Genomic DNA, 24,706 nt, shown 5'->3' on the forward strand with positions numbered 1-24,706 from the left:
ACATCCGAAGGAACACCAGATGAAGCTCGCCAGATTCGGCAATCCAGGCGCCGAAAAGCCGGGGCTCGTCGACGATCAGGGCCGCCTGCGCGACCTGTCGAATGTCATCGCCGACCTCATCCCCGCCAACCTGTCGCGTACAGCGCTACAGAAGATCGCTGCGATCGCTCCATCCACGCTTCCGCTCGTCGCCGGCGAGCCGCGCTTTGGCGTGCCGATCGCAGGCGTCGGCAAATTCATCGCGATCGGTCTGAACTATGCCGATCATGCCGCGGAGGCGAATCTTCCACTGCCGTCCGAGCCGATCGTCTTTCAGAAGGCGATCACCTCTCTCAGCGGACCGAACGACGATGTCGTTCTACCGAAAGGTTCGAACAAGTCGGACTGGGAAGTGGAACTAGGGATCGTCATTGGCACCCGAGCTTCCTACGTTGAGCGCGCAGACGCGCTCGCCCACGTCGCCGGCTACTGTATCGTGAACGACGTGAGCGAGCGCGAGTACCAGATGGAACGCGGCGGCACGTGGGACAAGGGCAAGGGCTGCGACACCTTTGGTCCTGTCGGACCGTGGTTGGTAACGACGGACGACGTGCCTGACCCGCAGGCGCTCGACGTCTGGCTCGACGTCAACGGACAACGCATGCAGGCGGGTAACACCCGGACCATGATCTTCGATTGTGCCGAGATCGTCAGCTACGTCAGCCGCTTCATGACGCTGATGCCAGGCGACATCATTGCGACCGGCACGCCGCCCGGCGTGGGAATGGGCAAGAAGCCCGCTGCGATCTATCTCAAGCCGGGCGACGTCATGACGCTCGGCATCGAGGGGGGCTCGGAACGCAACGCCAGCAAACCCGTGAGTGGTCGCCAGCTGCGGGGCCGCGGTCGTGACCGTCTATAGGCGAAGGTTCGAAGGACGAACCGCCGTCGTCACGGGCGCGGCATCCGGCATCGGCCGCGACGTGGCGCGTCGCCTGGCAGCCGAAGGCGCCCGGGTCTCCATGTGGGACTTGAACGCCTCTGTCCTCGCCGCCGCAGCGGCGGAGGCCGGTGGGGCGTGCACGCAGTCGGTCGACGTGGCGGAGGAAGACGCAGTCGATGCGGCCATGCGGCGGAGCATCGACGATCTGGGCGGCCGGCTCGACATTCTGGTGGCGAGCGCCGGCATCACCGGGCCGAACGGAGCCGTGAAGGACTGCGCCGGCAGCGATTGGCGCAAGGTTTTCGACGTCAATGTCAACGGAGCTTTCTACTGCAACCGCGCCGCTGTCCGCGCGATGGAGAAGGGAGGCTACGGTCGCATCGTCAACGTCGCCTCGGTCGCGGGCAAGGAAGGTAACCCGAACGCTTCGGCCTACAGCGCGTCCAAGGCCGCCGTGATCGCGCTCACCAAATCGCTGGGCAAGGAAACGGCCACGACCGGTATCCGCGTCAACTGCATCACGCCGGCGGCGATCAAGACGCCCCTGTTCGATCAGATGACGGCCGAGCACATCGAATTCATGCTGTCGAAGATTCCGATCGGCAGGTTCGGAGCGATCGACGAAGCGACGTCGCTCGTCTGCTGGTTGGCGAGCGAGGAGTGCTCGTTCAGCACGGGGGCGGTGTTCGATTTATCCGGGGGGAGAGCAACGTATTAGCGCCCATCGTTATTGCGAGCGTCGAAAAACGAACATTCGTCCTAAACGGGCCAGAGAAGCGAGCTCGTGGGCAAGATTCAATGAGAGAGGGGGAAGATCATGCGTAGGATAGGAAGACGGGGCTTTCTGGCGGGAGCGCCCGCCTGGCGCAATCCGGGTACGAAGCCCGCGACACTGATTTTCATTCCGATCGGCCCACGACGCGAGAATGCGTGATGGCCGAACATTGGCCATCGAAAGGCGGCACAGCTAATCTGGGATAGACTGAATGGACGGGAGTGGGTTCTTTGCGAAGATTGTGAGAGGAGAGCTTCCTCAAGCGCCGATCGCGACGCTGCTGGGGTGGAAGTTCGTTGATTTCGACGCCGAGCAGCAAGTGATCAAGGTCGAGATGCAGGCTCGGCCGGAGTTCATGAATCCGGCTGGGCTCATCCATGGCGGCATGTTGGCCGCGATGCTGGATGAGACGCTGTCGCCCGCTCTGGCTGCGACCCTCGGGCCCGGTGAATTCGCCCCGACGCTCGAGATCAAGGTCAACTTCATCTCGCCGGCGAAAGTCGGCCGAATCTTCGGCACCGGTCGTGTCTTGAGTCGGGGGCGCTCGATCTGCTTCTTGGAAGGCCAACTCCACGACGAACAGGCCACTCTGCTTGTGACCGGCTCGGCGACTTCGAAGATCGGCCGCAGTCGCTGAGAGATTGCGGCGTAGCGCACGGGTCAACAGTCATCGCCTCTAGCCGGCGCAAGTCGAAAGCGCAACTAGCGTGGAGGTGTGCAAGACAGGCCCCTTCTGATTCGACTGAGGCGCTCGACGTGGCTGGCATCGCAGCCCTGGTCGGGCACGCGAAAGGCTCGGTGACGAGCAGATACATTCACATGCTTGACACGACGCTCGTCATGGCCGCGGACACGATCTCCGGCTACATCCAAGGGCTCCTCGATGGCATCGAGTTCAAGCAGACTGCCTACTCGTTGGATCGCGATACGCGAAAGGCCTCCCGATCGGACGTCCTCCATTTTGCCTAGCCGGGGTCTCTTGCTAAGATGACCATTCGGCAGATCGGCGAAGAGGGGGCGGTTCGGTTGATATCCAAGGGGGGCGATAAAACCAATTTCGAGAACTCGATACGCGCGGTCGAGCGGGAGACGCTGAATGACCGGGTCTACCGCGAGCTACGGACGATGATCATGTCGGGCGGCTTCGTTCCTGGAGCCGAGATGAAGCTTCGGACCTTGGCGCAAAGCCTGCACGTCAGCCTCATGCCGGTTCGCGATGCCATCGGCCGCTTGGTGGTCGAGCGCGCGCTGAAGATGCTGCCCAATCACAGGGTGATCGTGCCCGAAATAACGATCGACGAATTCCTGGAGATCCGCCGCGTGCGTATTCTCTTGGAAGGCGAGGCAGCCGCGCTCGCCTGCGCGCACATCGGCACCGATGGCATTGCCGAGCTCAAGCGACTCCATGAGAAGATCAAGTCGCTGGGCACGAACAAGCAGCGGCAGTTTTGGGCGCTTAATCAGGAATTCCACTTCACCATCTATGAAGCGGCCAAGAGCCCGTTGTTGCTCTCGATGATCGAGTCGCTCTGGCTTCAAATCGGGCCTGTATTCAACCAAATCCCGATCAATCTCACATCGGAAGGTGCCCGAGGGCACCAACGCATCATCACGGCCCTGAGCTCCGGCGATGCCAAAGCGGCGCGGGCCGCGCTCACCGAGGATCTCATGAAGGGTGGAGATCGCGTCATCGCTACCCTCATTCAGGACAAGCAGCCGGCGGGCTGAAAGCTCTGATCTCACTATGCAGCGAGTGCCGGCGTTCGTTGAACGCCGGAACGGATGCGCGCGGCCGAGCGGCAGAAGCCAACAAATCTTGCGCCGACGGCTTGTAATGGTATTTGTGATTTGTTATCACAAATTACAAATGAGCGAAGCCGGACTTCGCCGCTGCCGGTTGAGGGAAGGAAAGTCCATGAGAGCACGTGCTTTGTTGCTGGGCTCGGCGCTATTTTGCGCGACCGTCGCGTATGCGGACGAGGCCCCCATAAAGATCGGCGTCATGAACGATATGTCCTCGGTCTACGCCGTTGCCGGCGGGCGCGAGACCGTCGAGGCGGTGCGGATGGCCATCGAAGACACGGGCCCGGTGCTCGGCAAGAAGGTCGAGCTTGTCTTCGCCGACCATCAGAACAAGCCTGACGTGGGATCGACCATAGCGCGGCGGTGGTACGACGTGGACGGAGTGGACGCGATAGTCGACGTGCCGAATTCGGCGGTGGCCTTCGCGGTGCAGTCCCTGGCCAAGGACAAGAAGAAGATCTCGCTCTTCGTCGGTGCTCTGAGCTCGGACGTCACTGGCCCGAAGTGCGACGCCTATACGACGCAATGGGCCGTTGACACTTATTCGCTCGCAAATGTGATGGGTACAGCAGTGCTCAAGCGAGGCGGCAATCGCTGGTTCTTTCTTGGCGCCGACTACGTCTTCGGCCGATCGCTCGTTCGCGATACCAGCGCGGTGATCGAGGCGAATGGCGGCAAAGTGCTGGGCGCGGTCTATGCGCCGCTGAACACGGCGGACTTCTCGTCGTTCTTGCTACAGGCGCAGCCGACCAATCCGAATGTGATCGGGCTTGCGAATTCGTCCGACGACACGGTGAATTCGATCAAGCAGGCCGTCGAGTTCGGTCTCACGTCCAATGGCGCAACCTTCGCGGCCTATGTGCTGTTTCTCGAGCATGTCCAAAGTATCACGTTGAAGGCGGCGCAGGGCCTGCTCCTGGCAAATCCGTTCTACTGGGATCTCAATGACGAAACGCGCGCTTGGTCGAAGCGGTTCGAGGAGAAGATCGGCCACCCACCAGACTGGGATCCGGCCATGGCATACAGCGCCGTCTTCCATTACCTCAAGGCGGTGACGGCTGCCGGCACGCGCGACGCCGACGCGGTTGCGACGAAGATGCGCGAGATTCCCGTCAACGACTTCGCGACCAAGGACGGCAAGGTGCGCCTCGATGGGCGGGTGATACGCAACCTCTACCTGTTGCAGGTTAAGAAGCCCGCAGAGTCCAAGAGCAAATGGGACATTTACAACGTGGTCACAACTGTGCCGGGAGAGCAGGCGTTTCGTCCGCTTGATCAAGGAGGCTGTCCTTTGGTGAAGGCGGACTCAGGCAAGCAATAAAGCGGTCGACGCGTCTCGAAGCCTCGCGCCGTGTCTCGGGTGAGGGGACCAAGAACTGGAATGAATGCAGTGACGATGATGAGTGCCGGCCAGGCGGTCGTGAATGTCCTCAAGGCCGAGGGAGTCAAGTTCGTGTTCGGCATGCCCGGTGGCCATACCATCGGCATCTATGACGCGCTCTACGGCCAGCAGCAGATATCCCATGTCCTCGTGCGCCACGAGCAGCATGCCGCGAGCATGGCTGCCGGGTACGCGCAGCTCACCGGTGATCCGGGCGTATGTTGCGTCACCGCCGGGCCGGGCGCAACGAACCTGGTAACGAGCGTTGCGGAAGCCTTCGTGGGCGCGTTGCCGATGATCATCATCGCCGGTCGTGGTGCGACCCGCAACGCACACCGGGGCGCGAGCCAGGAGATTGATCAGGTCAAGATCTTCGCCGCTATCACGAAGTGGGGCATTCGGGTTGATCGGCCAGATCTCATCGTCGAGAGCCTCCGTCAGGCATTCACGATCGCGCGTTCCGGAAGGCCGGGGCCGGTGCTGGTCGATATCCCGCAGGACGTTCTCGCCGCGCAGATCGATCTTGCTGAGTATCGTCCCGTCGGCAAGCCTGCCGCCGTCAGAGGCGACAACGAACGCATCAAGGCCGCGGCCGCCGCCCTGCTTGCCGCGCAGAGACCGCTGATCGTTGCCGGAGGCGGCGCGATCGCGGCTGGTGCCTGGGTGGAAGTTCGACAGCTTGCCGAAACGCTCGGAAGCCCCGTGATCACCACGCTCGCCGGTCGTGGCATTCTTCCGGACGACCATCCATTAGCCGCCGGCGGCATCGGCCATCACCGTCAGGATGTGACCAAATACCTGCTTCCGAACGCGGACGTCGTCATCGGCGTCGCCGCGCGCTTTGAGCAGCAGGAGACCAACTGGAAACCGGACTATCTGCCGGCGCCATCCGCCACATACATCCAGATCGATATCGACCCGAATGAGATCGGCCGCTCGGTGGTCGCCGCAATCGGCATCACGGGCGATGCACGGCTGGTGCTGCAGGACTTGATCGCTGAGATCGGGCCCGCCAGGTCCAACCCGGGAGCAGAGACGAAGGTGTGGCTCGATGAGCTATCGCGACGTCGCGCGCAACTTGAGACTGAAATCGAGGTCATGGCCGGCTCCGACATGCAGCCGATCCATCCGATCCGGATTTTCAATAAGATCCGGCAGGCGTTCCCGCGCGACGCCACGGTTGCGATTGACGTTGGCGTCATCGCGCAGGGCATGGGCGGAGCCTATCCCTATTTCAAGATCTACGAACCGCGAGCAACGATCGTGCCATCGAGCTTCTACGGCATGGGTTTCTCGGCCTCGGCGTTCCCTGTAGCGCGCTTGGTCTATCCGGACCGGCCTGCGGTTTGCTTCGTTGGCGACGGTTCATTCCAGATGGTGATGAACATCCTACCGGTCGCCGCCGAGCTCAAACTCGGCGTCACTTGGTGCATCTTCAACGATCGTGCGCTGGGCTCGATCCGCGACATCCAGGTCCAGTCGTTCAACCAGCGTTTCATCGCCACCGATTTCATGCTCGATCTCGACTATGCCGGCGTCGCTAGGGCGTCGGGCTGTCATGGCGAACGCATCACCGATCCGAACGGCATCGAAGGGGCCTTGCAGCGCGCAATGACGGCCAACGCTGAGGGCAAGCCGGCCGTTCTCGATTTCGTGGTCGCCAAGGAGCGGCTCAAGGGCAGCACGGAGTTCTTTGCACGATGAAGCGACTTTCCTTCGGTCAACCCGTCGGCGGGATTGTTCAGGCCGCGTACACAGTCGAGAATATCGACGCCGCCATGCAGCACTACGTCGAGGCACTCAATATCGGACCGTGGTTCGTGAGCGGGCCTTTTGTCCCCGCCAAGGGCTTCTACCGCGGCGAACCAACCGACATGAGCCTCACGCTCGCCGTCGCGTTCACCGGCCACATGATGGTTGAGCTGATCGAGCAGCACGACACCAAGCCGTCCGTCTATCAGGAGACCATCAAGGTCAAGGGACACGGCTTTCATCACTGGGCAATTTGCTCCAAGGATTTCGATTCGGACGTCGCGCGCTATGAAGCGGCCGGCTATCCCGTCGTCTTCTCCGACATTTCCCCGCGTGGCGTGCGGATCGTCTATGTCGATACGCGACGAGACCTGCCGGGGATGTTGGAGATTATTGAGACCACGGAGGCGCTCGAAGGAATCTATCACGGCTACTTCGCCGCGGCACAGGATTGGAACGGCAAGGATCCGATCCGGCGTTGGTCGGTGAAGACGGGAACTTCGAAATGAAGTCGCAGGAGCTCTTCGACGTTGCGGGGCTGTCCGTGGCGATCACCGGCGGGGCCAAGGGCCTTGGTCGCGCGTTCGCCGAAGCCATGGTGGACAACGGCGCGCGCGTCACGCTGTTCGATCGTGATCGGGAAACGCTGAACCGAACGGTTTCCGAGTTGAGCGGGCGGGGCGATGTCGACGGCAGCGCGGTCGACGTCACCGATCGCGCCGCGATCGCATCGGCCGTCAACCAAATGGTCGAGAAGCGCGGCCGGCTGGATGTGGTCTTCGCCAATGCCGGCATCGATGCGGGCCCTGGCTTCCTTTCGATGTCCGGCGAACGGGACCCGAAGGGCGCGATCGAAGCGATCCCCGACGCCCTCTGGGACAAGGTCATCGACACCAATCTGACGTCAATGTTCGCAACGCTCAAGGCGGCTGCGCCTTACATGAAGCGGCAGAATGGCGGGCGCATCATTCTGACGGCCTCGATCGCGGGCGTTCGGCCGGGAGCCATCGTCGGCATGCCCTATCAAATCTCGAAGGCGGGCGTCGCGCACCTGGCCAAGCAATCGGCGCTCGAGCTGGCGCGATACAACATTCTCGTCAATGCAATCCTGCCGGGCCCGTTCCTGACCGAGCTCACGACGCCGGAGCTGCAGAAACGTTTCGAGGCGGGAAGCCCCATGCATCGCGTGGGCCGGCCCGAGGAGATCCAGGGACTTGCGCTGTTCCTGGCGTCTCCGGCATCGAGCTACATCACCGGAACGCACATCGTGATCGACGGCGGCTCGCTGCTCGGCCGCGCCGATTGACGCCTCCTGTGGAGACGCAAGATCAATGAAGGCAAATGAACTTTTCGATCTGACCGGCCATGTGGTCGTGGTCACGGGGGCTGCGTCAGGGATCGGTCTGGCTACGTCCCAGGTTGTCACGGCCAACGGGGCCCGCGTCGTCATGATCGACGTGGACGGAGATCGGCTTGTCGGGGCCGCAAACAGCGTGCGGCCTGCGGGCGCGGGCGTCGACACGGTTGTAGTCGATGTGCGCCAGGGCGGGCAGGTCGCAGCCGCCATCGACGATTGTGTCGCGAAGTACGGCAGGCTGGACTGTGTGTTCGCAAACGCCGGCATCAGCGGCGGACCCGGCTTCGGCAAGCTGGACGGCGCGCTCGAAGCGGCTTCCCTCGAGCTCTGGAACAACTGCCTGCGCATCAATCTCGATGGCGCATTTCACACCATGCAAGCCGCGGCGAAGCACATGAAGCCGCGGCGAAGCGGATCGATCGTGGTGACGTCATCCGTCGCCGCGCTTCGGGCCTCCGCAGCGCCGAGCTACGGCTACCACGCCGCCAAGGCCGGCATTGCGCAGGTCGTGCGCGTGGCGGCGCTCGAACTTGGACCACACAATGTGCGAGTGAATGCGATCGCGCCGGGACCGTTCAAGACCAATATCGGCAACGGCCGGATGCACACGGCGGAAGGGGCGGCCTTGTTTGCGAGCACGGTGCCGCTCGGGCGGCTCGCTGAGCTCGACGAAATCAAGGGTCTCGCGCTGCTCCTGGCTTCGCCGGCCTCGAGTTACATGACCGGGGCAATCATCCCAGTCGACGGCGGAACTCAGGCCTGATTGAAACACATCATAACCAAGTGCCCTTCAGGTGCAGAAAGAGTTCCTTGCCTTGCGCGGATTTTTCCGGTGACCCGCTCACGGCTAAATTCGTTTCGCGACTAAGAAATGGAAGAGGGATTTATGTCCGTTGAAGAAAGAGTCGCGATCGTGGGCGCCGGCCCGGTTGGTTTGCTAAGCGCTCTCGGGCTCGCGCAGGCGGGCATCCCGGTTATCGTCATCGAGCGTGCATCAGAAATCATCGCCTCCCCGCGCGCGATAACTTATCACTGGTCTGTACTTGAGGGCCTCGACCGACTTGGCTTGCTCGAAGAGGCGCTAGACGTCGGGTTCGCCAAGCAGGACTATACCTACTTGGATTTCGCGACCGGCGAGAAAATCAACTACAGCCTGGACGTTCTCGACGGACGGACACCTTTCCCTTTCAATCTCCATCTCGGCCAAAACCTACTTGCCGAAATTGCGTTGCGGCGACTCCAGCAGTTTCCGCATGCCGAGGTTCGCTGGGGTGTGACAATGCGCGATTTGATGCAAGATGGCAGCGGGGTCACTCTCTCAGTTGACGGCCCTGAGGGTCCTTCCGAACTCCGTGCCGGATGGGTTATCGGCGCCGACGGCGCGACAAGCAGCGTTCGAAGGGCCTTGCAGCTGGAGTTCGAGGGTATCACATGGCCAAAACGGTTTATCGCGGCCAACGTCCGGCACGATTTCTCGAAGCACGGCTATGCGCGCACCACTTTTGTGATTCACCCGACCCATGGCGCAATCATTGTAAAGCTGGATAAAGGCGATCTGTGGCGCTGCACCTACAGCGAGCCGCTCGATCTACCCGAGGAGAGCATCGCCGAGCGTATGACCGCGTACTTCGACGTCATCCTTCCGGGAGCGCGCGACATTGAGGTCGTTGCCTTTGCGCCTTATCGCATGCATCAGCGGGCAGCCGAGCGGTTCCGTGTTGGCAGAGTGTTGCTGGCCGGCGACGCAGCGCATGCAACGAACCCCAGCGGCGCCTACGGGCTTACATCGGGATTGTTCGACGCATTTGCGCTCTACGAGGCGCTGGCTGCTGTCGTTCGCGGCGATGTCGACGACGCGATCCTCGATCGCTACGCCGAGGAGCGCCGCCGCATCTTCCTCGAGGTCGTCTCGCCCGCGGCGGTCGACAACAAGCGGATCATCTTCGACACGACAGATCCGGAGCAGCACGAGGCCAATCTCATCCGTTTGCGCCGTCTGACAGATAAGGAGGTGCTGCTCGACCGGCTTATGCTGACGGTGCGAATGCGCAGCGAGGCGAGACCTCAGTAGCGTCTGAAGGTCAAGCCTCTGTTCGACGCACTGAAGTGTAGATGACGCGCCTCTTCAACGGGTTCGGCTTCGAGGCAGACGGCTCGTTCCGGCTCGTTGGCGAGCAGATCGACGGCAGCTTCCTCCTGGGTGGCCAAATGAAGACATAGCGTGCCCAGAGCATTGTTGTTATAATGAACTATTCTTCATCACCACGAGGCGCATATTGCGCTGCAGCGGGCCCCGTCAGACTACGCGGAGCAGGAGATGGAAGCCAAGCGCGAGTTTAGAGGCTCCGATACCCACGGTGTTCTGCAACGGTTTGGGGCCGACATCCGTGCAACAAGTGAGGGGCATGGATGGTCTTCGATTTACGCGTCGATCCAAAGGGAGAACCCCTTCGAGGGGCGGTTCGAAGCGATCCCTGATGACCTCATTGTGTTGCACCGTAGCGGCCCCGTGGAGACGACCTTTGCATCCGGCGGGCACGTCACTTCACGTTGCATTCCAAAAGGAAGCATCTTTTTTTTGCCGGCAGGTCATGCATGCGAAGTGGGATTGCGTGGGGCGCTGGATACTCTCCATATTTATCTCCGCGCAAACTTAGTTTCTGTCCACAATGTTACACCGCTGCTGGTGGAACGTGACGTGGTTATACAGCATCTGGCGCAGGCGGTTGAGCAGGCGGTTTGCGAGAAGGTCTCGAATTCAGATCGCTTCATCGATCCGATAGCGCGGGCGCTCGCGGACAGGGTCTCCGCGATTAGCAGGAGTAGCGAACCGTGGCAGGTTCAGACCGCTGGGCTGCCGGACTACGAACTTCGGCGCCTTAACGATTTCATAGAAGCCAATCTTGAGGGTGAGATCACCCTTGCTGCGATGGCCAGCGCGTGCGGAATTGGCACAAAGTCTTTCGTTCGGGCGTTTGCAGCAACGACCGGCAAGTCACCATACCAATATGTAATCGCGGCACGTGTCGAACGGGCCAAGCGATTGATCGAGCAAGACCAGGAAGGCCTCGCTGAGATAGCACTACGGTGTGGCTTCTCCCACCAGGAACACTTGACGCGTGCCTTCCGCAGGCTGACGGGCCAAACGCCCGGTCGGTACCGTCGCAGCGTCAACTGACAAGCAGCTAGGGCCAATGCAGAAACGCTCCGATCCAGCATCGCCAGTTGCAGTGCAAAATGAGCATACCGCGCGGCCTTTCGACGGAGGCGAGGTCCATTCCGTGCTGCGACAGTTCGCCGTGAAACGCGAGGCATCCAGTGCGGGGCTCGGCTGGTCGACTATGTTCGCATCGCTCCAGCGGGAAGAGCCGTTCAGGGGCCGCTTCGAAGCCAATGCCAACGCCCTGCTGGTGACTGCAGCTAGTGGACCAGTCGATATTACCTATCGGATCGATGGGCGTGTCGTATCCAGGCACTTGCAGGAGAAGGGGATCTTTTTCCTACCGCCGCGCCGCGACTGTGAGGTGACGCTAAATACGCCGTTGAATTCGATCCATGTGTACCTGCGCCCTGAACTGTTTTCTGGCTCTGAAGATAAAGCGGAGAACTCCGATTTTGGCCTCTTGCCTTTGTTGGGTGAGCCGGAGCCCCTAACCAGCAATCTCCTGGCAGTGGTGGAAGAAATGGTGCGTGAGGGTGATACCTCGTGTTCCCTCCTGGCCGATTCGATTTCGCATGCAATAGTCAATCGCCTTGTGGTGCTCAATGCACGGGAGCGGAAAGCGACGTGCGCTGTGGAACGCCAGCTGAGTACACGTAGCGTGCGCTCCATTCGTGATTTTGTCGAAGCTAATATCGCGGATTGCATCAAGCTGGACGATTTGGCTGCGATCTGCGGCGTAAGTCCCGAGTATTTCATACGGGTGTTCAAGTCTTCGCTGGGCGTGTCTCCTCACCGCTACGTTGTGGGGGTGCGAATTCATCATGCGAAACTGCTCCTGACGGATCCAAACATTGGCCTTGCGGAAGTCGCGAGGCAATGCGGGTTTGCGCACCAGCAGCATTTCACGAACACGTTCCGTCGGATGACCGGCTTGTCGCCAGGCGCTTATCGACGGGCAATGAATTAAGACTCCAGGATCTGCCTTTTCGATCTGAACGCTGGCTCGTTTCCTGACAACGAAGCGGACAGTTTGTGTCAGTTTCCTGCAAACCGGTCCGGTTTGTGCAGGCTTAGCCACCCGGCATGTCCTACTTTCACCTCACGTAGAGGCGCCAGACGCAATCACGGCGCCAACGATAGGGAGAGACGCGCATGGCATTGTTCGATGCCGGGCGAGGGTGCTCGCATATCCGAATTGGCCAGCATTCGCTTGAGGAGCCCTGGACCTCGGGTGATCTTGCTGCGCAGGAAAGTGGGCCGCTGCGATGAAAGACTGGTCTCCGCTCGTCGTCGGGATCGGCGGAACGTTGCGCGACGGATCAACCTCGGAGAGGGCGCTCCGCCTGGCTTTGACGGAAGCCGCGCGGCTCGGTGCGAAAACGCAGATCTTCGCCGGACAATCATTGAATCTCCCGCACTACGACAGCATTGAACGTACGGAGCGTGCGACCTCGTTGGTCGAAGCACTGCGCGCCGCAGACGGAGTCATCATAGCCACCCCAAGCTATCATGGCTCCATCTCCGGCCTGGTCAAGAACGCAATAGACTACACCGAGGATCTCAGCGCCGACGCGCGTAGCTATCTTGCCGGACGCGCCGTCGGCGCCATCGTATGCGCGGGCGGAGCCCAAGCCATGGGAGCGACGCTGGGGACTCTGCGGACCATCGTTCACGCGCTGCGCGGTTGGCCGACTCCATTTTCGGCGGTCATTAACAGTGCGCAGAGGCCATTTTCCGCAGATGGTGCGTGCAGTGATCCGATCATAGCGCAACAGCTTGCATTCGTGGCCGAGCAGGTCGTCGAGTTCGCGAGAATGCGGCGGCTGTATGAGAGCCGGCGCAATGGGCTGGCGCCTCAAGAAGTATCAGAAGCCGCGCCGGCGCAATGCGCCTAGAACGCGGCCGCAAACGACCATAACGGGAAACAATAGGGAGGGGTCATGAGCAGGAATCGCATCCTTAGTTATGAAAATCTCGTTGTCGTCTTGATGGGGTCCGCGTTTGGCTTCGTATTTTTCGACCGTCTTGCGCTGAATTTTCTATCTCCGTTTCTGATGCCTGAGCTCCAACTGAACAACACCCAGCTGGGTGCCCTCTCGGCTGGCCTGGCTCTGACCTGGGCAATCGCCGGCTATGCGGTCGGCACTCTTTCGGACTATTTTCAGAATCGCAAGACGCTCCTGGTCTGCGCGATAGTGATCTTCTCGATGTGCTCGGTAGGATCCGGTCTCGCCAATTCGTTTCTGACGCTGCTTGCCGCGCGCCTCGTCATGGGATTTGCGGAAGGACCCGTACTTCCGATCGCGCAATCGATCATGGCTGCGGAATCGTCGGAGCACCGTCGCGGCTTCAACATGGGCGTTTTGCAGAATTTCTTCAGCGCGCTCCTAAGTAATTTTGCCGCTCCTCTGCTGCTTGTCGCAATTGCGCAGATCTACGGCTGGAGAAGCGCTTTCTACATTGCGGCGGTGCCTGGCTTCGTGGTGGCCGCCCTGATTGTCGCATTTATCCGTGAACCTTCGTCGGGTGCCGCTCCGATATCGACTGCGTCAGCGCGCAACACGATCCCGCTTTCGACGATGCTGAAACATCGCAACATCTGGGTTTGCGCGATCGTGAGCTGCCTGATGGTGGCTTGGCTCCTGATTCAGATAACGTTCCTTCCGATCTATCTGGTGCAGGTCCGCGGTCTGTCGCCCAGTGCGATGAGCGTTGCCCTGGCCGCGACCGGTCTCGCAACGGCGGCGTCTTCGATCATCGTACCGGCGCTGTCGGATCGATTTGGCCGCCGTCCGATCCTGATCTTGTCAGGCTTCGTTGGCGTGATTGCCCCGGTGACAACCGTCATGTTCGACGGACCTTTGCCGTTGATGGTGTTGTTCATGGGGGTCGGCTATCTCGCCATTGGCGGCTTCTCGTTGTTCATGGCCACCGTGCCGTCCGAGACAATCCCGCCGACCCATGTTGCTACCGCGCTTGGCTTCATAATGGGCGTTGGCGAGCTCGCGGGCGGCTTCGCGGGCCCGGCCCTCGCCGGGATCGCTTCCGACGTGTTCGGTCCGTCCAGCTCGATGTGGATCGCCGCTACGCTTTGCATCTGTGCAGGCTTGCTTTGCCTGATGCTGGACGAAACTGCGCCGCGGGTGCTCGAGCGCCACAAAAGAATGATTGTGAGTTCGCCGGCATAAATGCCTATCGCCGGTTAGCTGCCACGCGCTCAACGGAAACGTCAGGAGATTGAAATGAACGTTCAGGCCATGCGCAAGAGCCTGCCGGTACCGGAACCTCACCTCACTCCGCAGGATCTGGTCGACCGCGCAGCCTCGATGCGAACGCTGCTGCGGGAATCGCAAGACGAGACCGATGAGCGAGGACATTTTTCGGACGAAATCCAGCAGAAGTTCATCGATGCTGGATTCTATCGGATCTTGCAGCCCAAGATGTTTGGTGGCTACGAGTTGGATTACGAAACATTTTTCCGCGTCATGGTGGAGATATCGCGCGGTCATCCGTCTGCAGGGTGGTGCTTGACGTTGGCCGCTTCTCATGCGCCGGTCATAGCCGCGCACTGGTCGGAAGCTGCGCAGATCGAAATCTTCGGTTCATCCGGACATTTCGCGTCACCGCACCGGGCTGCCCCCGGGGGCACGTGCCTGCCGGTGGAGGGCGGCTATATCATCAATGGTGTTTGGCCATACTCGTCGGGAATACCGCACAGCACGCACTTCCTGGGCGCAACGTTGCTTCAAACGTCGTTCCCGCCACGATTGCTCCACTTCGTTGTGCCGCAGGGGCAATACACAATTCTGGGCGATTGGGGTGGAGACCGCACCTTGGGCATGCGCGGCTCCGGCTCGAACAGCGTCAAGCTGGACAATGTCTTCGTGCCCGAGCACATGACCGCGTTTTTCGACGCGCTGGGTGTGAAGCAGGATCTCTCCGATGGCACACCCGGAACGCGATTGCATGGCAACCCTATGTACCTCGGCGTTCTCATGGGTCCTTATCACGCGTCCCTGACATCGCCTATCATCGGTGCCGCGCGCGCGGCGATCGATGAATATCGCGATATCCTGTTCTCGCAAAACACATTTGTTCCACCCTTCATTAAGCGCGCCTTCGAGACTGATTTCCAGGTCAACTATGGCCGCGCGATAGCTTTGACCGATGCAGCCGAAGGCGTGCTGCTCCAGGGTTTGCGCAAGCACATGGAGTACTGCCAGCGGTGGGCGAAGACGGGTTTGCAAGCCTCCGCAGAAGAAAACTTGCGACTCTGGGGAATGCTGCAGACCGGCGCACGTCTTGCCTGTGAAGCCATCGAACTCTTGTTCCAGACCGCCGGGTCGACCGCGGCGCGGAAGGGCTCAAGGATGCTTCGATACTTTGGCGACGCCCAGATGTATCGAGGACACATGTCCTCCCAATACATGACCTTCGCGAAGTACATTGGTCGCAGCAATCTCGGGCTGCCGACCGGTTTTCTGGATCTCTGAAGAAAGTCGGAGGGGGGACGTGACCCAAACTAAAGCAAAACCTGCTCCGTTGGTGCTGGCAGATCAGGGATTCTTTTGGACCGGTTTGGTCCGCCAGCAGACACCGAATGGCACCATCGCTGCGGGCCAGATGTTCGTACAATATCAGATCCCGGAGCACATCCGGCATCCATATCCTATCGTGATGGTCCACGGAGGTGGCGGGCAGGGAACGGATTTTCTCGGTACTCCCGATGGGCGGCCTGGATGGGCCACTTACTTTCTGAAACAGGGTTACGCGGTCTATGTCGTCGACCGCCCAGGGCACGGTCGCTCACCCCTGCATCCGGAGGCTCTGGGTCCCATGACACCTCCGCTGACCTACGAGTTTGCCATGACCCTGTTTACCGCGCCCGGCAAGCAGCCGAACAGCTGGCCGAACGCGCAAAAGCATAACCAGTGGCCTGGCTCCGGCGTCGTCGGCGATCCAGTTCTGGACCAATTCATTGCGACCCAAGGTCCATTCCTTGTCTTCTTGGCACAGACGCAACAGCTGATGCAGCGAGCCGGAGCCGAATTGCTGGATCGTATCGGTCCAGCGATCCTGCTCACCCATTCCATGGGCGCGCCCTTCGGCTGGCTCGCGGCAGATAGTCGACCGAACCTGGTGAAAGGCATTGTCGCGATCGAGCCAATGGGACCGCCTTTCGCCCAATTGCCAATGGGGCTCGGCGACCTCTCTTACGGACTCACCGCGATCCCGATGACATTCGATCCGCCCCTCAAAGGCCCAACTGAACTGCGGCGCGAAATCCGCAAGGCCCAGAAGCCGGGGCTGGCGGACTGCTTCGTTCAGAAAGAGCCGGCGAGGCGTCTTCCCAACCTGGCATCGATACCCGTTGCTGTCGTGACATCGGAGGCGTCGGCTTGGTCCATGCATGATCACGGAACCGTCGACTATCTCGTTCAGGCAGGCGTGCGAGCCGTCCATCTGCGCCTCGAAGACCATGGCCTGCGCGGCAACGGCCACCTGATGATGCAAGAACGGAACAGCGATGACATCGCTGCTTTCCTGGAAAGGTGGATCTCGGAATATGTGGGATCACGACCAACATAAATTCGATTTTTCGCGCCGCACTTGTGGTGAAGCAGCGGCTGGAAGGTGCGAGTGAGGTGGTCCGGTTTGTCAACAGACCGTTAGCGCAAGAGGAGTGCGAGATGGCGAAGAAGGGATATTGGGTCGGTCACATCAACGTCACGAACCCGGAGCGCTACAAGGACTACATCGCGGCCAACGCCGCACCATTGAAGAAGTACGGGGCGCGGTTCCTTGTCCGAAACGGTGCATGCGAGGTGCACGGCGACGCACTTCAGGGGCGTCGCCACGTCGTCATCGAGTTCGAAAGCTACGCAATAGCCAAGGCCTGCCACGACTCGCCCGAGTATCAGGCGGCGGCCAAGATTCGCGACGAAGCCAGCACCTCCGATTTCGTCATGATCGAGGGCCACGAGGATTAACAGCGATCCGCGGCGAGGGTCTGGCAACTTACGATTAAGAGCCTAGCCGGAGGTGGAGACTAATTCGTTCCACAGTATGCCGGTCAGTATCCGTCGCCGTAGCGGCGGGGCTTGCACCCCACCTTCTCGCTCATGCTCGAGAAGCCGCGATGACGTCCAGGGGCGTGCGCAAGGAATCAGGAGCATCATCAAATGAAAGATATCGAAGACAAGGTCGCGTTCATCACGGGAGGCGCGAGTGGGATCGGGTTCGGAATGGCCCGCGCGTTCTTGCAACATGGGGTGAAGGTCGTTATCGCAGACGTCCGTCAATCGCATCTCGATGCGGCTGCTTCCGCCCTCGATCGCTCCAACAAGAACTACCATCTGATCCGTCTGGACGTTACCGACCGCGAGTCAATGGCACGGGCCGCGACGGAGGCCGAGAAGGTATTCGGCAACGTCCACATACTCTGCAACAATGCAGGCGTATCGAGCATGGTGCCTATGGAAGACGCGAGCTTCGCGGATTGGGATTTTGTGATGAACATCAACGTCGGGGGCGTCGTCAACGGCATCGCGACGTTCGTTCCCCGGATTCGGGCGCATGGAGAAGGTGGTCACATCGTCAACACCTCCTCGATGGCCGGCATTCTCGCTCTTCCAAATCCCGGCGGCATCTACTCGACATCCAAATTCGCGGTGCGTGGCCTGACGGAGTCGTTGCGTATGGCGCTCGGACCGCACAACATCGGCGTTTCGCTCCTTTGTCCCGGTCTGGTTCGCAGCAATCTCGTCGACACGACGCTTCACCTCAATACGTTCGGTTCTGCTCAACCGGCGGGCGGCCCGTTCGCGGCCAGCGGTTCGCCGTTGGAAGCCGGGATGGATCCTCTCGCCGTAGGCGAACGGGTGGTCGAAGGAATCGTCGGGAACGAGCCATACATTCTTCCGCACGGCGAATTCAAAGACGAAGTCGCAGAGTCGTTCGGAGAGATACTTCAGTCGTTCCCCACCGATCGAGACGTCGATCCAAAACGGCAGCAGTTCGAAGCGATGCGCCGGCAAGCGACGACGGAGGCCAAGCGCTTGGCTGCAAGCATTGGTTAGAACTTCGATCTGGCGCTCGAGGACCGCGCCGATCTCCATTGGACGCCCGCTCGCAGCCGGGTCATTCGAAAGACGTCGCAATAATCGGAGGAAGCAATCCTCCGAACAAACAGCCGCTCTCAGCGCGGCCTATCAGGGAGGTGTCGATGCGAAGCGCTATCGCAGCCGCAGGGCTGTACGTGGTCTGGTCCGTTCTCGCGGCGCCGGCTGTCGCCGAAGACGAGCCCGGCATCACCGCCACCGAGATCCGCATCGGACAGACCATGCCCTATAGCGGGCCAGTGTCCGCCTTCGGCATCCTCGGCAAGGGGGAGGTCGCATATTTCAAGATGGTCAACGACCGCGGCGGCATCAATGGCCGAAAAGTCAACCTGCTCTCGCTCGACGACAGCTACGTGCCACCCAAGACCGTGGAGCAGACGCGCCGCCTGATCGAGAGCGACCAGGTTTCATTCATCTTCTCGACGATGGGCACCGCGCATAACACGGCGATCGCCAAATATCTGCAGGGCAAGAAGGTTCCCCAGCTGTTCGTCGCCTCGGGCGCCTCGAAGTTCGGCGATCCCGCGCAGTTTCCTCTAACGCTGATGGGCGTGATGGCGCCGTTCCGGAACGAGGCCCGGCTCTATGCGCGCTATGCTCTGCAGAAGAAAGCCGACGCGACCTTCGCGGTGCTGGCGCAGAACGACGATTTCGGACGCGACTACCTCGCCGGGCTCAAGGACGTGCTCGGCGATCGCTACGAGACGGCCGTCACGGCGGCGACCTACGAGACGACCGAGCCGACGATCGACTCCCAGATCGTGAAGCTCAAATCAACCGGCGCGGATGCGCTCGTGATCGCCGCGACGCCGAAATTCGCTGCGCAGGCGATCCGCAAGACTTACGAGATCAACTGGCGTCCGATGATGTTCCTGACCAACGTGTCGGTATGGATGTCCTCAGTAATGGAGCCCGCCGGGCTCGATGCCGGCACCGGCATCATTTCGAGCGCCTATGTCAAGGATCCGCTCGATCCGGCATGGGCGGACGATCCCGGGGTGAAAGGGTGGCGCGACTATATGGCCAAATACGTGCCTGACGGCGACATCCGCGATTCCAACTACGTCAACAGTTACAACAACGGCATGGCACTCGAGCACGTGCTTAAGGCGGCCGGCAACGACCTCAGTCGCGAGAACATCCTGCGGCAGGCGCTGTCGATCAAAGACTTGGAATTGCCGATGCTCCTGCCCGGCATCAAGGTCAATACCGGCGAGAGTGACCATCTGCCAGTCGAGCAGCTGCAGTTCATGCGCTTCACCGGCAAGCAGTGGGAGCGGTTCGGGGAGGTGCTCTCGACCAAGTAGCGTCGACATCAAACCGCATGCAATGATGTCGCGGCAGGTTGGTCCCGCGGGTTGCTGCCATTGCGCTGCAGCAACGATGGGAGCGATCGTATTGAAAATTGAGGGCCATTGGGTTTTACTCCGCGGCACCGAAGCCTCGAGCCCTTGGTCTGTCGGATGCAGGCGACGTCGAATTTTGGGGTGCAGGAGACGCACGGGATCCTGAACCGCTTCCAGGCCGAATTCCGCGGCTCGAGCGAAGGGCTCGGCTGGTCGTCCGCCTTTGCCTCGGTTCAGCGCGAACGGCCGTTCGAGGGGCACTTCCACGCACTATCCGACAATCTGATGGTGCTGCATCGGGGCGGCCCGGTCGACATCACGTATGTGATGGACGGCAAGTCGGTTGCCCGGCACATCCCGCGCGGCGGGGTTTTCTTCCTGCCGGCGGGCCATGCATGCCACGTGCTCCTGCGCGAACCGCTGGAATCCACCCATATCTATCTGCGCTCCGACCTTTTCGCCGGCCCTGACGGGTCGCCCGGCGTGATCGGCGGCCTCGCGCCGATGCTCGGCGATCAGGACGCTGTGCTGGAGCATCTTGCCTCGGCGATCGGTGATACCATCACCGGTGGTCTGCCGGCCTCGTCGCTCTTCGTCGATCCGATCGCGCAAGCGATCGCTAACCGTTTGGTGGCGATGAACTTCCACAAGCCGAGCACGGAAGCCGGCAAGCACCCGAACCTGCTCAGTGGCAGGCAGATGGCACGCATTCGCGAATTCGTTGATGCCAATATCGATGGCGATATCCGCCTCGACCAGCTGGCGGAGCTGTGCGGCCGCAGCACCGAGTATTTCGTGCGGCTTTTCAAGGCGACCAGCGGCGTCTCGCCTTATCAATACGTGCTCAATTTGCGCATAGAGCGCGCCCGGGCGCTACTTGCCGACGAGACCTTAAGTCTGGCCGAGATCGCGCTGGCTTGCGGCTTCTCCCATCAAGAGCATTTCACGCGGATGTTCCGCCGCTTCACTGGCATAACACCCGGACGATACCGACACAGCCACTAGGTTCCGCTGATTGCGGCCCCGGCGGTCGAAGGCCCGATACGGCCTGCATTATTTTTCCGGTTTTGTGCAGATTTTCTTCGGTTTCGTGCAGGCCCGCCGCGCCAGCCCGCCCCTAGCTTCCTTCCAACGACATGAGAACGCCGGTTCGCCGGCTTGGGAGGATTGCCATGAGCATCGCGCTGGCCGATGTCGGAGGCGCGTCCGTTGCGACGGCCGGTGATGCCGGCAAGGGCGCGTTTGCCTATTGCTCGCAGCAATATCGCGTCCTGTTCGGTACCGGCACCTCGGCGCGACTCGGCGAGGAGGCAGAGCGCCTCGGCATCAAGCGGGCGCTCGTGCTGACCACAAGCGAGCAGCACGACCTCGGGCGACGGCTCGGCACAGGCCTCGGTGACAGGCTCGCCGGACTGTTTAGTGCCGCGCGCATGCATACGCCGGTTGAAGTCACCAACGAAGCGCTTCGGATTGTGGAGTCCGGCGATATCGACGGGCTGGTCGCGGTCGGCGGCGGCTCGACGGTCGGACTCGGCAAGGCGCTCTCGCTGCGCACAGGGTTGCCGCATATCGCGATGCCGACCACCTATGCAGGCTCCGAGATGACGCCGATTCTTGGCGAGACCAGCAACGGCATCAAGACTACGCAGCAATCCCAGGATCTGGTGCCGGACACCGTCATCTACGACGTCGATCTCACCGTCAGCCTGCCGCCGCACATCTCCGCCGCCAGCGGCCTGAACGCGATCGCCCACGCCGTCGAGGCGCTTTATGCGCCCGACGCCAATCCTCTGACTTCGCTGATGGCGGAGGATGGCATCGCCGCGCTTGCCCGCGCGCTACCGCGCATCATGGTGGCGCCTGCCGATCCCGGAGCCCGTCGCGATGCGCTCTACGGCGCCTGGCTTTGCGGCGTCTGCCTCGGCGCGGTCGGCATGTCGCTGCATCACAAGCTCTGCCACGTGCTGGGCGGCATGTTCAACCTGCCGCATGCCGAAACTCACGCGATCGTGCTGCCGCACGCCGCCGCCTACAACGCCGCTGCCGCGCCTGAGGCCATGACTCGCGTCGCACGGGCGCTGCACAGCGCCAATGCTCCGCAGGGCCTGTTTGACCTTGCCCGGCAGCTCGCGCTGCCGCGCGCGCTCGCCGACATTGGAATGCCCGAGGGCGGCATCGCACGCGCCGCGGAGATGGCGGTGCGCAAGCCGTATGCCAATCCCAGACCGATTGATCGGGCCCCGATCGAGCAATTGATCGCGGCAGCTTGGCGCGGCGATGCGCCCGCGCAGGACTGAACCTCAGGGATCAAGGACAACACGATGGCCAATTTCAACGAGCATAACCTCACTGACGAGGTGGTTCGCAGCTTCGCCAACACGCCGAACAAGCGGCTGAAGTTTCTCATCGAGGAGACGGTGAAATCGCTGCACGATCTGGTGCGCCGCACCGAACTCACCTTCGAGGAATGGAATGAGGCGATCGAGTTCCTGACCCGCACCGGCCAGACCTGCACGCCGCTGCGCCAGGAGTTCATCTTGCTCTCCGACGTGCTCGGCGTCTCGATGCTGGTCGACGCCGTCAATCACCGCGAGCGCGAGGGCGCGACCGAGACCACGGTGCTCGGCCCGTTCTATGTCGGCGAGCACCGCGTCATGCCGCACGGTGCCAACATCTCCGAGGGCATCGACGGTGAAGTGATGTTCGTGCAGAGCCGCGTCACCGACCTCGCCGGCAAGCCGCTCGCCGGTGCCGAGATCGATGTCTGGCATGCCGACGATGACGGCTTCTACGATTCGCAGAAGGCCGATTACGCGACCCAGGGTTCGTCGCTGCGCGCGCGCTTCGTCACCGATGCCGACGGCCGCTTCTCGTTCCGCACGATCTTGCCGTGCAGCTATCCGATCCCGACCGACGGCCCGGTCGGCGATCTCATCACCGCCACGCAGCGTCATCCGATGCGCCCCGCGCATGTGCACTTCCTGGTCAAGGCCGAAGGCTACGAGCCACTGATCACCCACGTCTTCCTCGATGGCGACCAATATCTGCGCAGCGACGTGGTGTTCGGCGTCAAGGATGAGCTCATCGCGCGTGTCGAGCCGCGCAACGAAGCAGCGCTCCCGAACGGCGAGCGGGTCTCCGGCCCGTGGCACCTGATGGTCTACGATTTCCAGATGAAGCCCGGCGCGGGGCTGGTGCCCCGGCCGATGATGGCCGCCGAATGACGATCGCAACCAACGACACGACCAAGGAGAGGATGATGACCAGTAAACCTGTTGAGACCGATGTGCTTGTCGTCGGCAGCGGCCCGGCCGGCGCGACGGCGGCGGCGCTGCTCGGCATGTACGGCGTCAAGCACATCTTGGTGACGAAATATGGCTGGCTGGCTGACACGCCGCGCGCCCACATCACCAACCAGCGTGCGATGGAGGTGCTGCGCGATCTCGGCCTCGAGGACAAGGCGGTGGCGCAGGCGGTGCCGCAGCATCTAATGGCAAACAACGTGTTCTGCGAAAGCCTCGCCGGCGAGGAGTTCGGCCGGCTCTATTCCTGGGGCAATCATCCCTCGCGCAAGGCGGATTACGATCTCGCCAGCCCGACCCGGATCTGCGACCTGCCGCAGAATTTGCTCGAGCCGATCCTGATCGAGGCCGCCGGCCAGCGCGGTACTTCGCTCTGCTTCAACACCGAGTTCGTCGACCTGGTGCAGGACGCCGACGGCGTCACGGCAACGGTGAAGGATCGGCTATCCGGCGAGACCTACCAGATCCGCGCGAAATATCTGATCGGCGCCGATGGCGGCCGTAGCCGGGTTGCCGAGGTGATCGGGCTGCCGATGGAGGGGCAGATGGGCCGCGCCGGCAGCATGAACATCATCGTGCAGGCGGACTTGAGCAAATACGTCGCGCACAGGCCGAGTGTACTCTATTGGGTGCTGCAGCCGGGCGCGCAGATCGGCGGCATCGGCGCCGGCCTGATCCGCATGGTGCGGCCCTGGAACGAATGGCTGATCATCTGGGGCTACGACATCGAGCAGGGCGAGCGCAAGCTCAGCAATGACGAGGCGATCTCGATCGTGCGCAATCTCGTCGGCGACGAGGGCCTCGAGGTCAAGGTCCGCTCCACCTCGACCTGGACCGTGAACGAGATGTATGCCGGCCACTATTCATCGGGTCGCGTGTTCTGCGTCGGCGATGCCGTGCACCGCCATCCGCCGACCAACGGCCTCGGCTCCAATACCTCGATCCAGGACTCCTATAATTTGTGCTGGAAGCTCAAGCTGGTGCTCGAGGGCCACGCGGCACCGTCGCTGCTCAAGACCTATTCGGCCGAGCGCCAGCCGGTCGGCAAGCAGATCGTGACCCGCGCCAACAAGAGCATCGGCGATTTCCCGCCGATCTTCGAGGCAGTGGGCCTCGTCGCTTCGACCGATCCGGCGGAAGCACGCAAGGCGATCGCCGCGCGCAAGGCACCGACCGCCGAGGGCAAGGCGCGCCGCAAGAAGCTCTATGAGGCCATCGCCAACAAGAGCTACGAGTTCAACTGCCACGGCGTCGAGCTGAACCAGCGCTACGGCTCGACCGCCGTGGTGTCCGACGGCACGCCGATGCCGGCCTTCACCAGGGATCACGAACTTTATTATCAGGCCACCACCTGGCCCGGCGCACACTTGCCGCATGTCTGGGTCGAGCATCAGGGCCAGCGCAAATCGACGCTCGATCTTGTCGGCAAGGGCCGTTTCACGCTGCTCACCGGGATCGGGGGCGATGGCTGGAAGGCGGCGGCTGCCGCAATCGGGAAGACCTACGGCCTGCCGGTCGATGTGGTGACGATCGGTCCGCAGGGCTGCGACGCGCTCGACATCTATGCCGACTGGTATCGCCTGAGCGAAGTCGACGAGGACGGCTGCGTGCTGGTACGGCCCGACATGTATGTCGCATGGCGCGCCAGAGAGGCGGAAGTGAATGCCCACGACGTGCTGCTCGACGTGTTCGGCCAGATCCTTGGCCGTAGTGCGAAGGCGCAGGCGAAGTCCGTCGCCGCCGCGTGATGCGACGCTGCGCGGATAGTTTTCCAGAACGGAATG

The 24,706-nt window shown here is 61.6% G+C and carries 22 protein-coding genes and 2 pseudogenes; all 24 read left to right on the plus strand.

The genetic code is table 11. The features are described from left to right. Positions 1-19: 19 nt before the first annotated feature. The 24 genes and pseudogenes from E4K64_RS03350 (at position 20) to E4K64_RS03465 (ending at position 24,670) form a co-directional block, all read left to right on the plus strand. Positions 20-891 (plus strand): annotated as a pseudogene (locus tag E4K64_RS03350) (fumarylacetoacetate hydrolase family protein). Further along, positions 861-1,640, plus strand: coding sequence for an SDR family NAD(P)-dependent oxidoreductase (locus tag E4K64_RS03355; protein ID WP_235884526.1), 780 nt, complete (start codon positions 861-863; stop codon positions 1,638-1,640). The pseudogene E4K64_RS03350 and the gene E4K64_RS03355 overlap by 31 nt, the downstream one beginning before the upstream one ends. A 268-nt stretch (positions 1,641-1,908) precedes the next feature. Beyond that, on the plus strand, positions 1,909-2,334 hold the full coding sequence (locus tag E4K64_RS03360) for a PaaI family thioesterase (RefSeq protein WP_135162166.1): 426 nt from the start codon (positions 1,909-1,911) through the stop codon (positions 2,332-2,334). 128 nt (positions 2,335-2,462) lie between these two features. Next, a pseudogene (locus tag E4K64_RS03365) lies at positions 2,463-2,666 on the plus strand (integrase); the annotation flags it as partial. Between the two features lie 18 nt (positions 2,667-2,684). Then, on the plus strand, positions 2,685-3,425 hold the full coding sequence (locus E4K64_RS03370) for a GntR family transcriptional regulator (protein ID WP_135162167.1): 741 nt from the start codon (positions 2,685-2,687) through the stop codon (positions 3,423-3,425). Between the two features lie 187 nt (positions 3,426-3,612). Continuing rightward, on the plus strand, positions 3,613-4,821 hold the full coding sequence (locus tag E4K64_RS03375; RefSeq protein ID WP_135162168.1) for an ABC transporter substrate-binding protein: 1,209 nt from the start codon (positions 3,613-3,615) through the stop codon (positions 4,819-4,821). A gap of 78 nt (positions 4,822-4,899) precedes the next feature. Then, positions 4,900-6,585, plus strand: coding sequence for a thiamine pyrophosphate-binding protein (locus E4K64_RS03380; RefSeq protein ID WP_283812313.1), 1,686 nt, complete (start codon positions 4,900-4,902; stop codon positions 6,583-6,585). Then, complete coding sequence (locus E4K64_RS03385) at positions 6,582-7,142, plus strand: VOC family protein (RefSeq protein WP_135162170.1); 561 nt, start codon at positions 6,582-6,584, stop codon at positions 7,140-7,142. The genes E4K64_RS03380 and E4K64_RS03385 overlap by 4 nt, the downstream gene beginning before the upstream one ends. Next, positions 7,139-7,939 (plus strand): SDR family NAD(P)-dependent oxidoreductase, encoded by an 801-nt coding sequence (locus E4K64_RS03390; protein WP_135162171.1) that lies wholly within the window; start codon positions 7,139-7,141, stop codon positions 7,937-7,939. The genes E4K64_RS03385 and E4K64_RS03390 overlap by 4 nt, the downstream gene beginning before the upstream one ends. Before the next feature lie 25 nt (positions 7,940-7,964). Beyond that, complete coding sequence (locus tag E4K64_RS03395) at positions 7,965-8,753, plus strand: SDR family NAD(P)-dependent oxidoreductase (RefSeq protein WP_135162172.1); 789 nt, start codon at positions 7,965-7,967, stop codon at positions 8,751-8,753. Between the two features lie 123 nt (positions 8,754-8,876). After that, the gene (locus E4K64_RS03400) at positions 8,877-10,061 is read left to right on the plus strand and encodes an FAD-dependent oxidoreductase (RefSeq protein ID WP_209311937.1); all 1,185 of its coding nucleotides are present in this window, start codon (positions 8,877-8,879) and stop codon (positions 10,059-10,061) included. Between the two features lie 246 nt (positions 10,062-10,307). Then, on the plus strand, positions 10,308-11,168 hold the full coding sequence (locus E4K64_RS03405; RefSeq protein WP_135162174.1) for a helix-turn-helix domain-containing protein: 861 nt from the start codon (positions 10,308-10,310) through the stop codon (positions 11,166-11,168). A 16-nt stretch (positions 11,169-11,184) separates the two neighbouring features. Continuing rightward, a complete protein-coding gene (locus E4K64_RS03410; protein WP_135162175.1) occupies positions 11,185-12,120 on the plus strand; it encodes a helix-turn-helix transcriptional regulator in 936 nt (311 codons plus the stop codon). Between the two features lie 298 nt (positions 12,121-12,418). Further along, positions 12,419-13,048: an NADPH-dependent FMN reductase gene (locus E4K64_RS03415; protein WP_135162176.1), complete on the plus strand. Its 630-nt coding sequence runs from the start codon at positions 12,419-12,421 to the stop codon at positions 13,046-13,048. 45 nt (positions 13,049-13,093) lie between these two features. Beyond that, positions 13,094-14,341 (plus strand): MFS transporter, encoded by a 1,248-nt coding sequence (locus E4K64_RS03420; protein WP_135162177.1) that lies wholly within the window; start codon positions 13,094-13,096, stop codon positions 14,339-14,341. A gap of 54 nt (positions 14,342-14,395) precedes the next feature. Then, positions 14,396-15,646, plus strand: a complete 1,251-nt coding sequence (locus E4K64_RS03425) for an acyl-CoA dehydrogenase family protein (RefSeq protein ID WP_135162178.1) — start codon at positions 14,396-14,398, stop codon at positions 15,644-15,646. A gap of 19 nt (positions 15,647-15,665) precedes the next feature. Continuing rightward, positions 15,666-16,742, plus strand: a complete 1,077-nt coding sequence (locus tag E4K64_RS03430; protein ID WP_209311938.1) for an alpha/beta hydrolase — start codon at positions 15,666-15,668, stop codon at positions 16,740-16,742. Positions 16,743-16,843: 101 nt separating this feature from the next. Further along, positions 16,844-17,143 (plus strand): DUF1330 domain-containing protein, encoded by a 300-nt coding sequence (locus tag E4K64_RS03435; RefSeq protein ID WP_135162179.1) that lies wholly within the window; start codon positions 16,844-16,846, stop codon positions 17,141-17,143. A 192-nt stretch (positions 17,144-17,335) separates the two neighbouring features. Then, a complete protein-coding gene (locus tag E4K64_RS03440) occupies positions 17,336-18,232 on the plus strand; it encodes an SDR family oxidoreductase (protein WP_135162180.1) in 897 nt (298 codons plus the stop codon). A 146-nt stretch (positions 18,233-18,378) separates the two neighbouring features. After that, positions 18,379-19,581: an ABC transporter substrate-binding protein gene (locus E4K64_RS03445; RefSeq protein ID WP_135162181.1), complete on the plus strand. Its 1,203-nt coding sequence runs from the start codon at positions 18,379-18,381 to the stop codon at positions 19,579-19,581. A gap of 156 nt (positions 19,582-19,737) precedes the next feature. Then, entirely contained in the window at positions 19,738-20,625 is an 888-nt protein-coding gene (locus tag E4K64_RS03450) for a helix-turn-helix domain-containing protein (RefSeq protein WP_135162182.1), read from the plus strand. Positions 20,626-20,792: 167 nt separating this feature from the next. After that, on the plus strand, positions 20,793-21,917 hold the full coding sequence (locus E4K64_RS03455) for a maleylacetate reductase (RefSeq protein WP_135162183.1): 1,125 nt from the start codon (positions 20,793-20,795) through the stop codon (positions 21,915-21,917). A gap of 24 nt (positions 21,918-21,941) precedes the next feature. Continuing rightward, positions 21,942-22,844, plus strand: coding sequence for an intradiol ring-cleavage dioxygenase (locus tag E4K64_RS03460; RefSeq protein WP_135162184.1), 903 nt, complete (start codon positions 21,942-21,944; stop codon positions 22,842-22,844). A 35-nt stretch (positions 22,845-22,879) separates the two neighbouring features. Beyond that, positions 22,880-24,670, plus strand: coding sequence for an FAD-dependent oxidoreductase (locus tag E4K64_RS03465; RefSeq protein WP_135162185.1), 1,791 nt, complete (start codon positions 22,880-22,882; stop codon positions 24,668-24,670). The last annotated feature ends 36 nt before the right edge of the window (positions 24,671-24,706 follow it).

Origin of the sequence: Bradyrhizobium frederickii (genome assembly GCF_004570865.1) — a bacterium.
GTDB classification, from domain to species: domain Bacteria; phylum Pseudomonadota; class Alphaproteobacteria; order Rhizobiales; family Xanthobacteraceae; genus Bradyrhizobium; species Bradyrhizobium frederickii.

Excerpts from the sequence above, each read along its gene's own strand:
- E4K64_RS03360 (WP_135162166.1), top strand. The coding sequence starts at position 1,909 with ATGGACGGGAGTGGGTTCTTTGCGAAGATTGTGAGAGGAGAGCTTCCT.
- E4K64_RS03370 (WP_135162167.1), top strand. The coding sequence starts at position 2,685 with ATGACCATTCGGCAGATCGGCGAAGAGGGGGCGGTTCGGTTGATATCC.
- E4K64_RS03375 (WP_135162168.1), top strand. The coding sequence starts at position 3,613 with ATGAGAGCACGTGCTTTGTTGCTGGGCTCGGCGCTATTTTGCGCGACC.
- E4K64_RS03380 (WP_283812313.1), top strand. The coding sequence starts at position 4,900 with ATGAGTGCCGGCCAGGCGGTCGTGAATGTCCTCAAGGCCGAGGGAGTC.
- E4K64_RS03385 (WP_135162170.1), top strand. The coding sequence starts at position 6,582 with ATGAAGCGACTTTCCTTCGGTCAACCCGTCGGCGGGATTGTTCAGGCC.
- E4K64_RS03390 (WP_135162171.1), top strand. The coding sequence starts at position 7,139 with ATGAAGTCGCAGGAGCTCTTCGACGTTGCGGGGCTGTCCGTGGCGATC.
- E4K64_RS03395 (WP_135162172.1), top strand. The coding sequence starts at position 7,965 with ATGAAGGCAAATGAACTTTTCGATCTGACCGGCCATGTGGTCGTGGTC.
- E4K64_RS03400 (WP_209311937.1), top strand. The coding sequence starts at position 8,877 with ATGTCCGTTGAAGAAAGAGTCGCGATCGTGGGCGCCGGCCCGGTTGGT.
- E4K64_RS03405 (WP_135162174.1), top strand. The coding sequence starts at position 10,308 with ATGGAAGCCAAGCGCGAGTTTAGAGGCTCCGATACCCACGGTGTTCTG.
- E4K64_RS03410 (WP_135162175.1), top strand. The coding sequence starts at position 11,185 with ATGCAGAAACGCTCCGATCCAGCATCGCCAGTTGCAGTGCAAAATGAG.
- E4K64_RS03415 (WP_135162176.1), top strand. The coding sequence starts at position 12,419 with ATGAAAGACTGGTCTCCGCTCGTCGTCGGGATCGGCGGAACGTTGCGC.
- E4K64_RS03420 (WP_135162177.1), top strand. The coding sequence starts at position 13,094 with ATGAGCAGGAATCGCATCCTTAGTTATGAAAATCTCGTTGTCGTCTTG.
- E4K64_RS03425 (WP_135162178.1), top strand. The coding sequence starts at position 14,396 with ATGAACGTTCAGGCCATGCGCAAGAGCCTGCCGGTACCGGAACCTCAC.
- E4K64_RS03435 (WP_135162179.1), top strand. The coding sequence starts at position 16,844 with ATGGCGAAGAAGGGATATTGGGTCGGTCACATCAACGTCACGAACCCG.
- E4K64_RS03440 (WP_135162180.1), top strand. The coding sequence starts at position 17,336 with ATGAAAGATATCGAAGACAAGGTCGCGTTCATCACGGGAGGCGCGAGT.
- E4K64_RS03445 (WP_135162181.1), top strand. The coding sequence starts at position 18,379 with ATGCGAAGCGCTATCGCAGCCGCAGGGCTGTACGTGGTCTGGTCCGTT.
- E4K64_RS03450 (WP_135162182.1), top strand. The coding sequence starts at position 19,738 with ATGCAGGCGACGTCGAATTTTGGGGTGCAGGAGACGCACGGGATCCTG.
- E4K64_RS03455 (WP_135162183.1), top strand. The coding sequence starts at position 20,793 with ATGAGCATCGCGCTGGCCGATGTCGGAGGCGCGTCCGTTGCGACGGCC.
- E4K64_RS03460 (WP_135162184.1), top strand. The coding sequence starts at position 21,942 with ATGGCCAATTTCAACGAGCATAACCTCACTGACGAGGTGGTTCGCAGC.
- E4K64_RS03465 (WP_135162185.1), top strand. The coding sequence starts at position 22,880 with ATGACCAGTAAACCTGTTGAGACCGATGTGCTTGTCGTCGGCAGCGGC.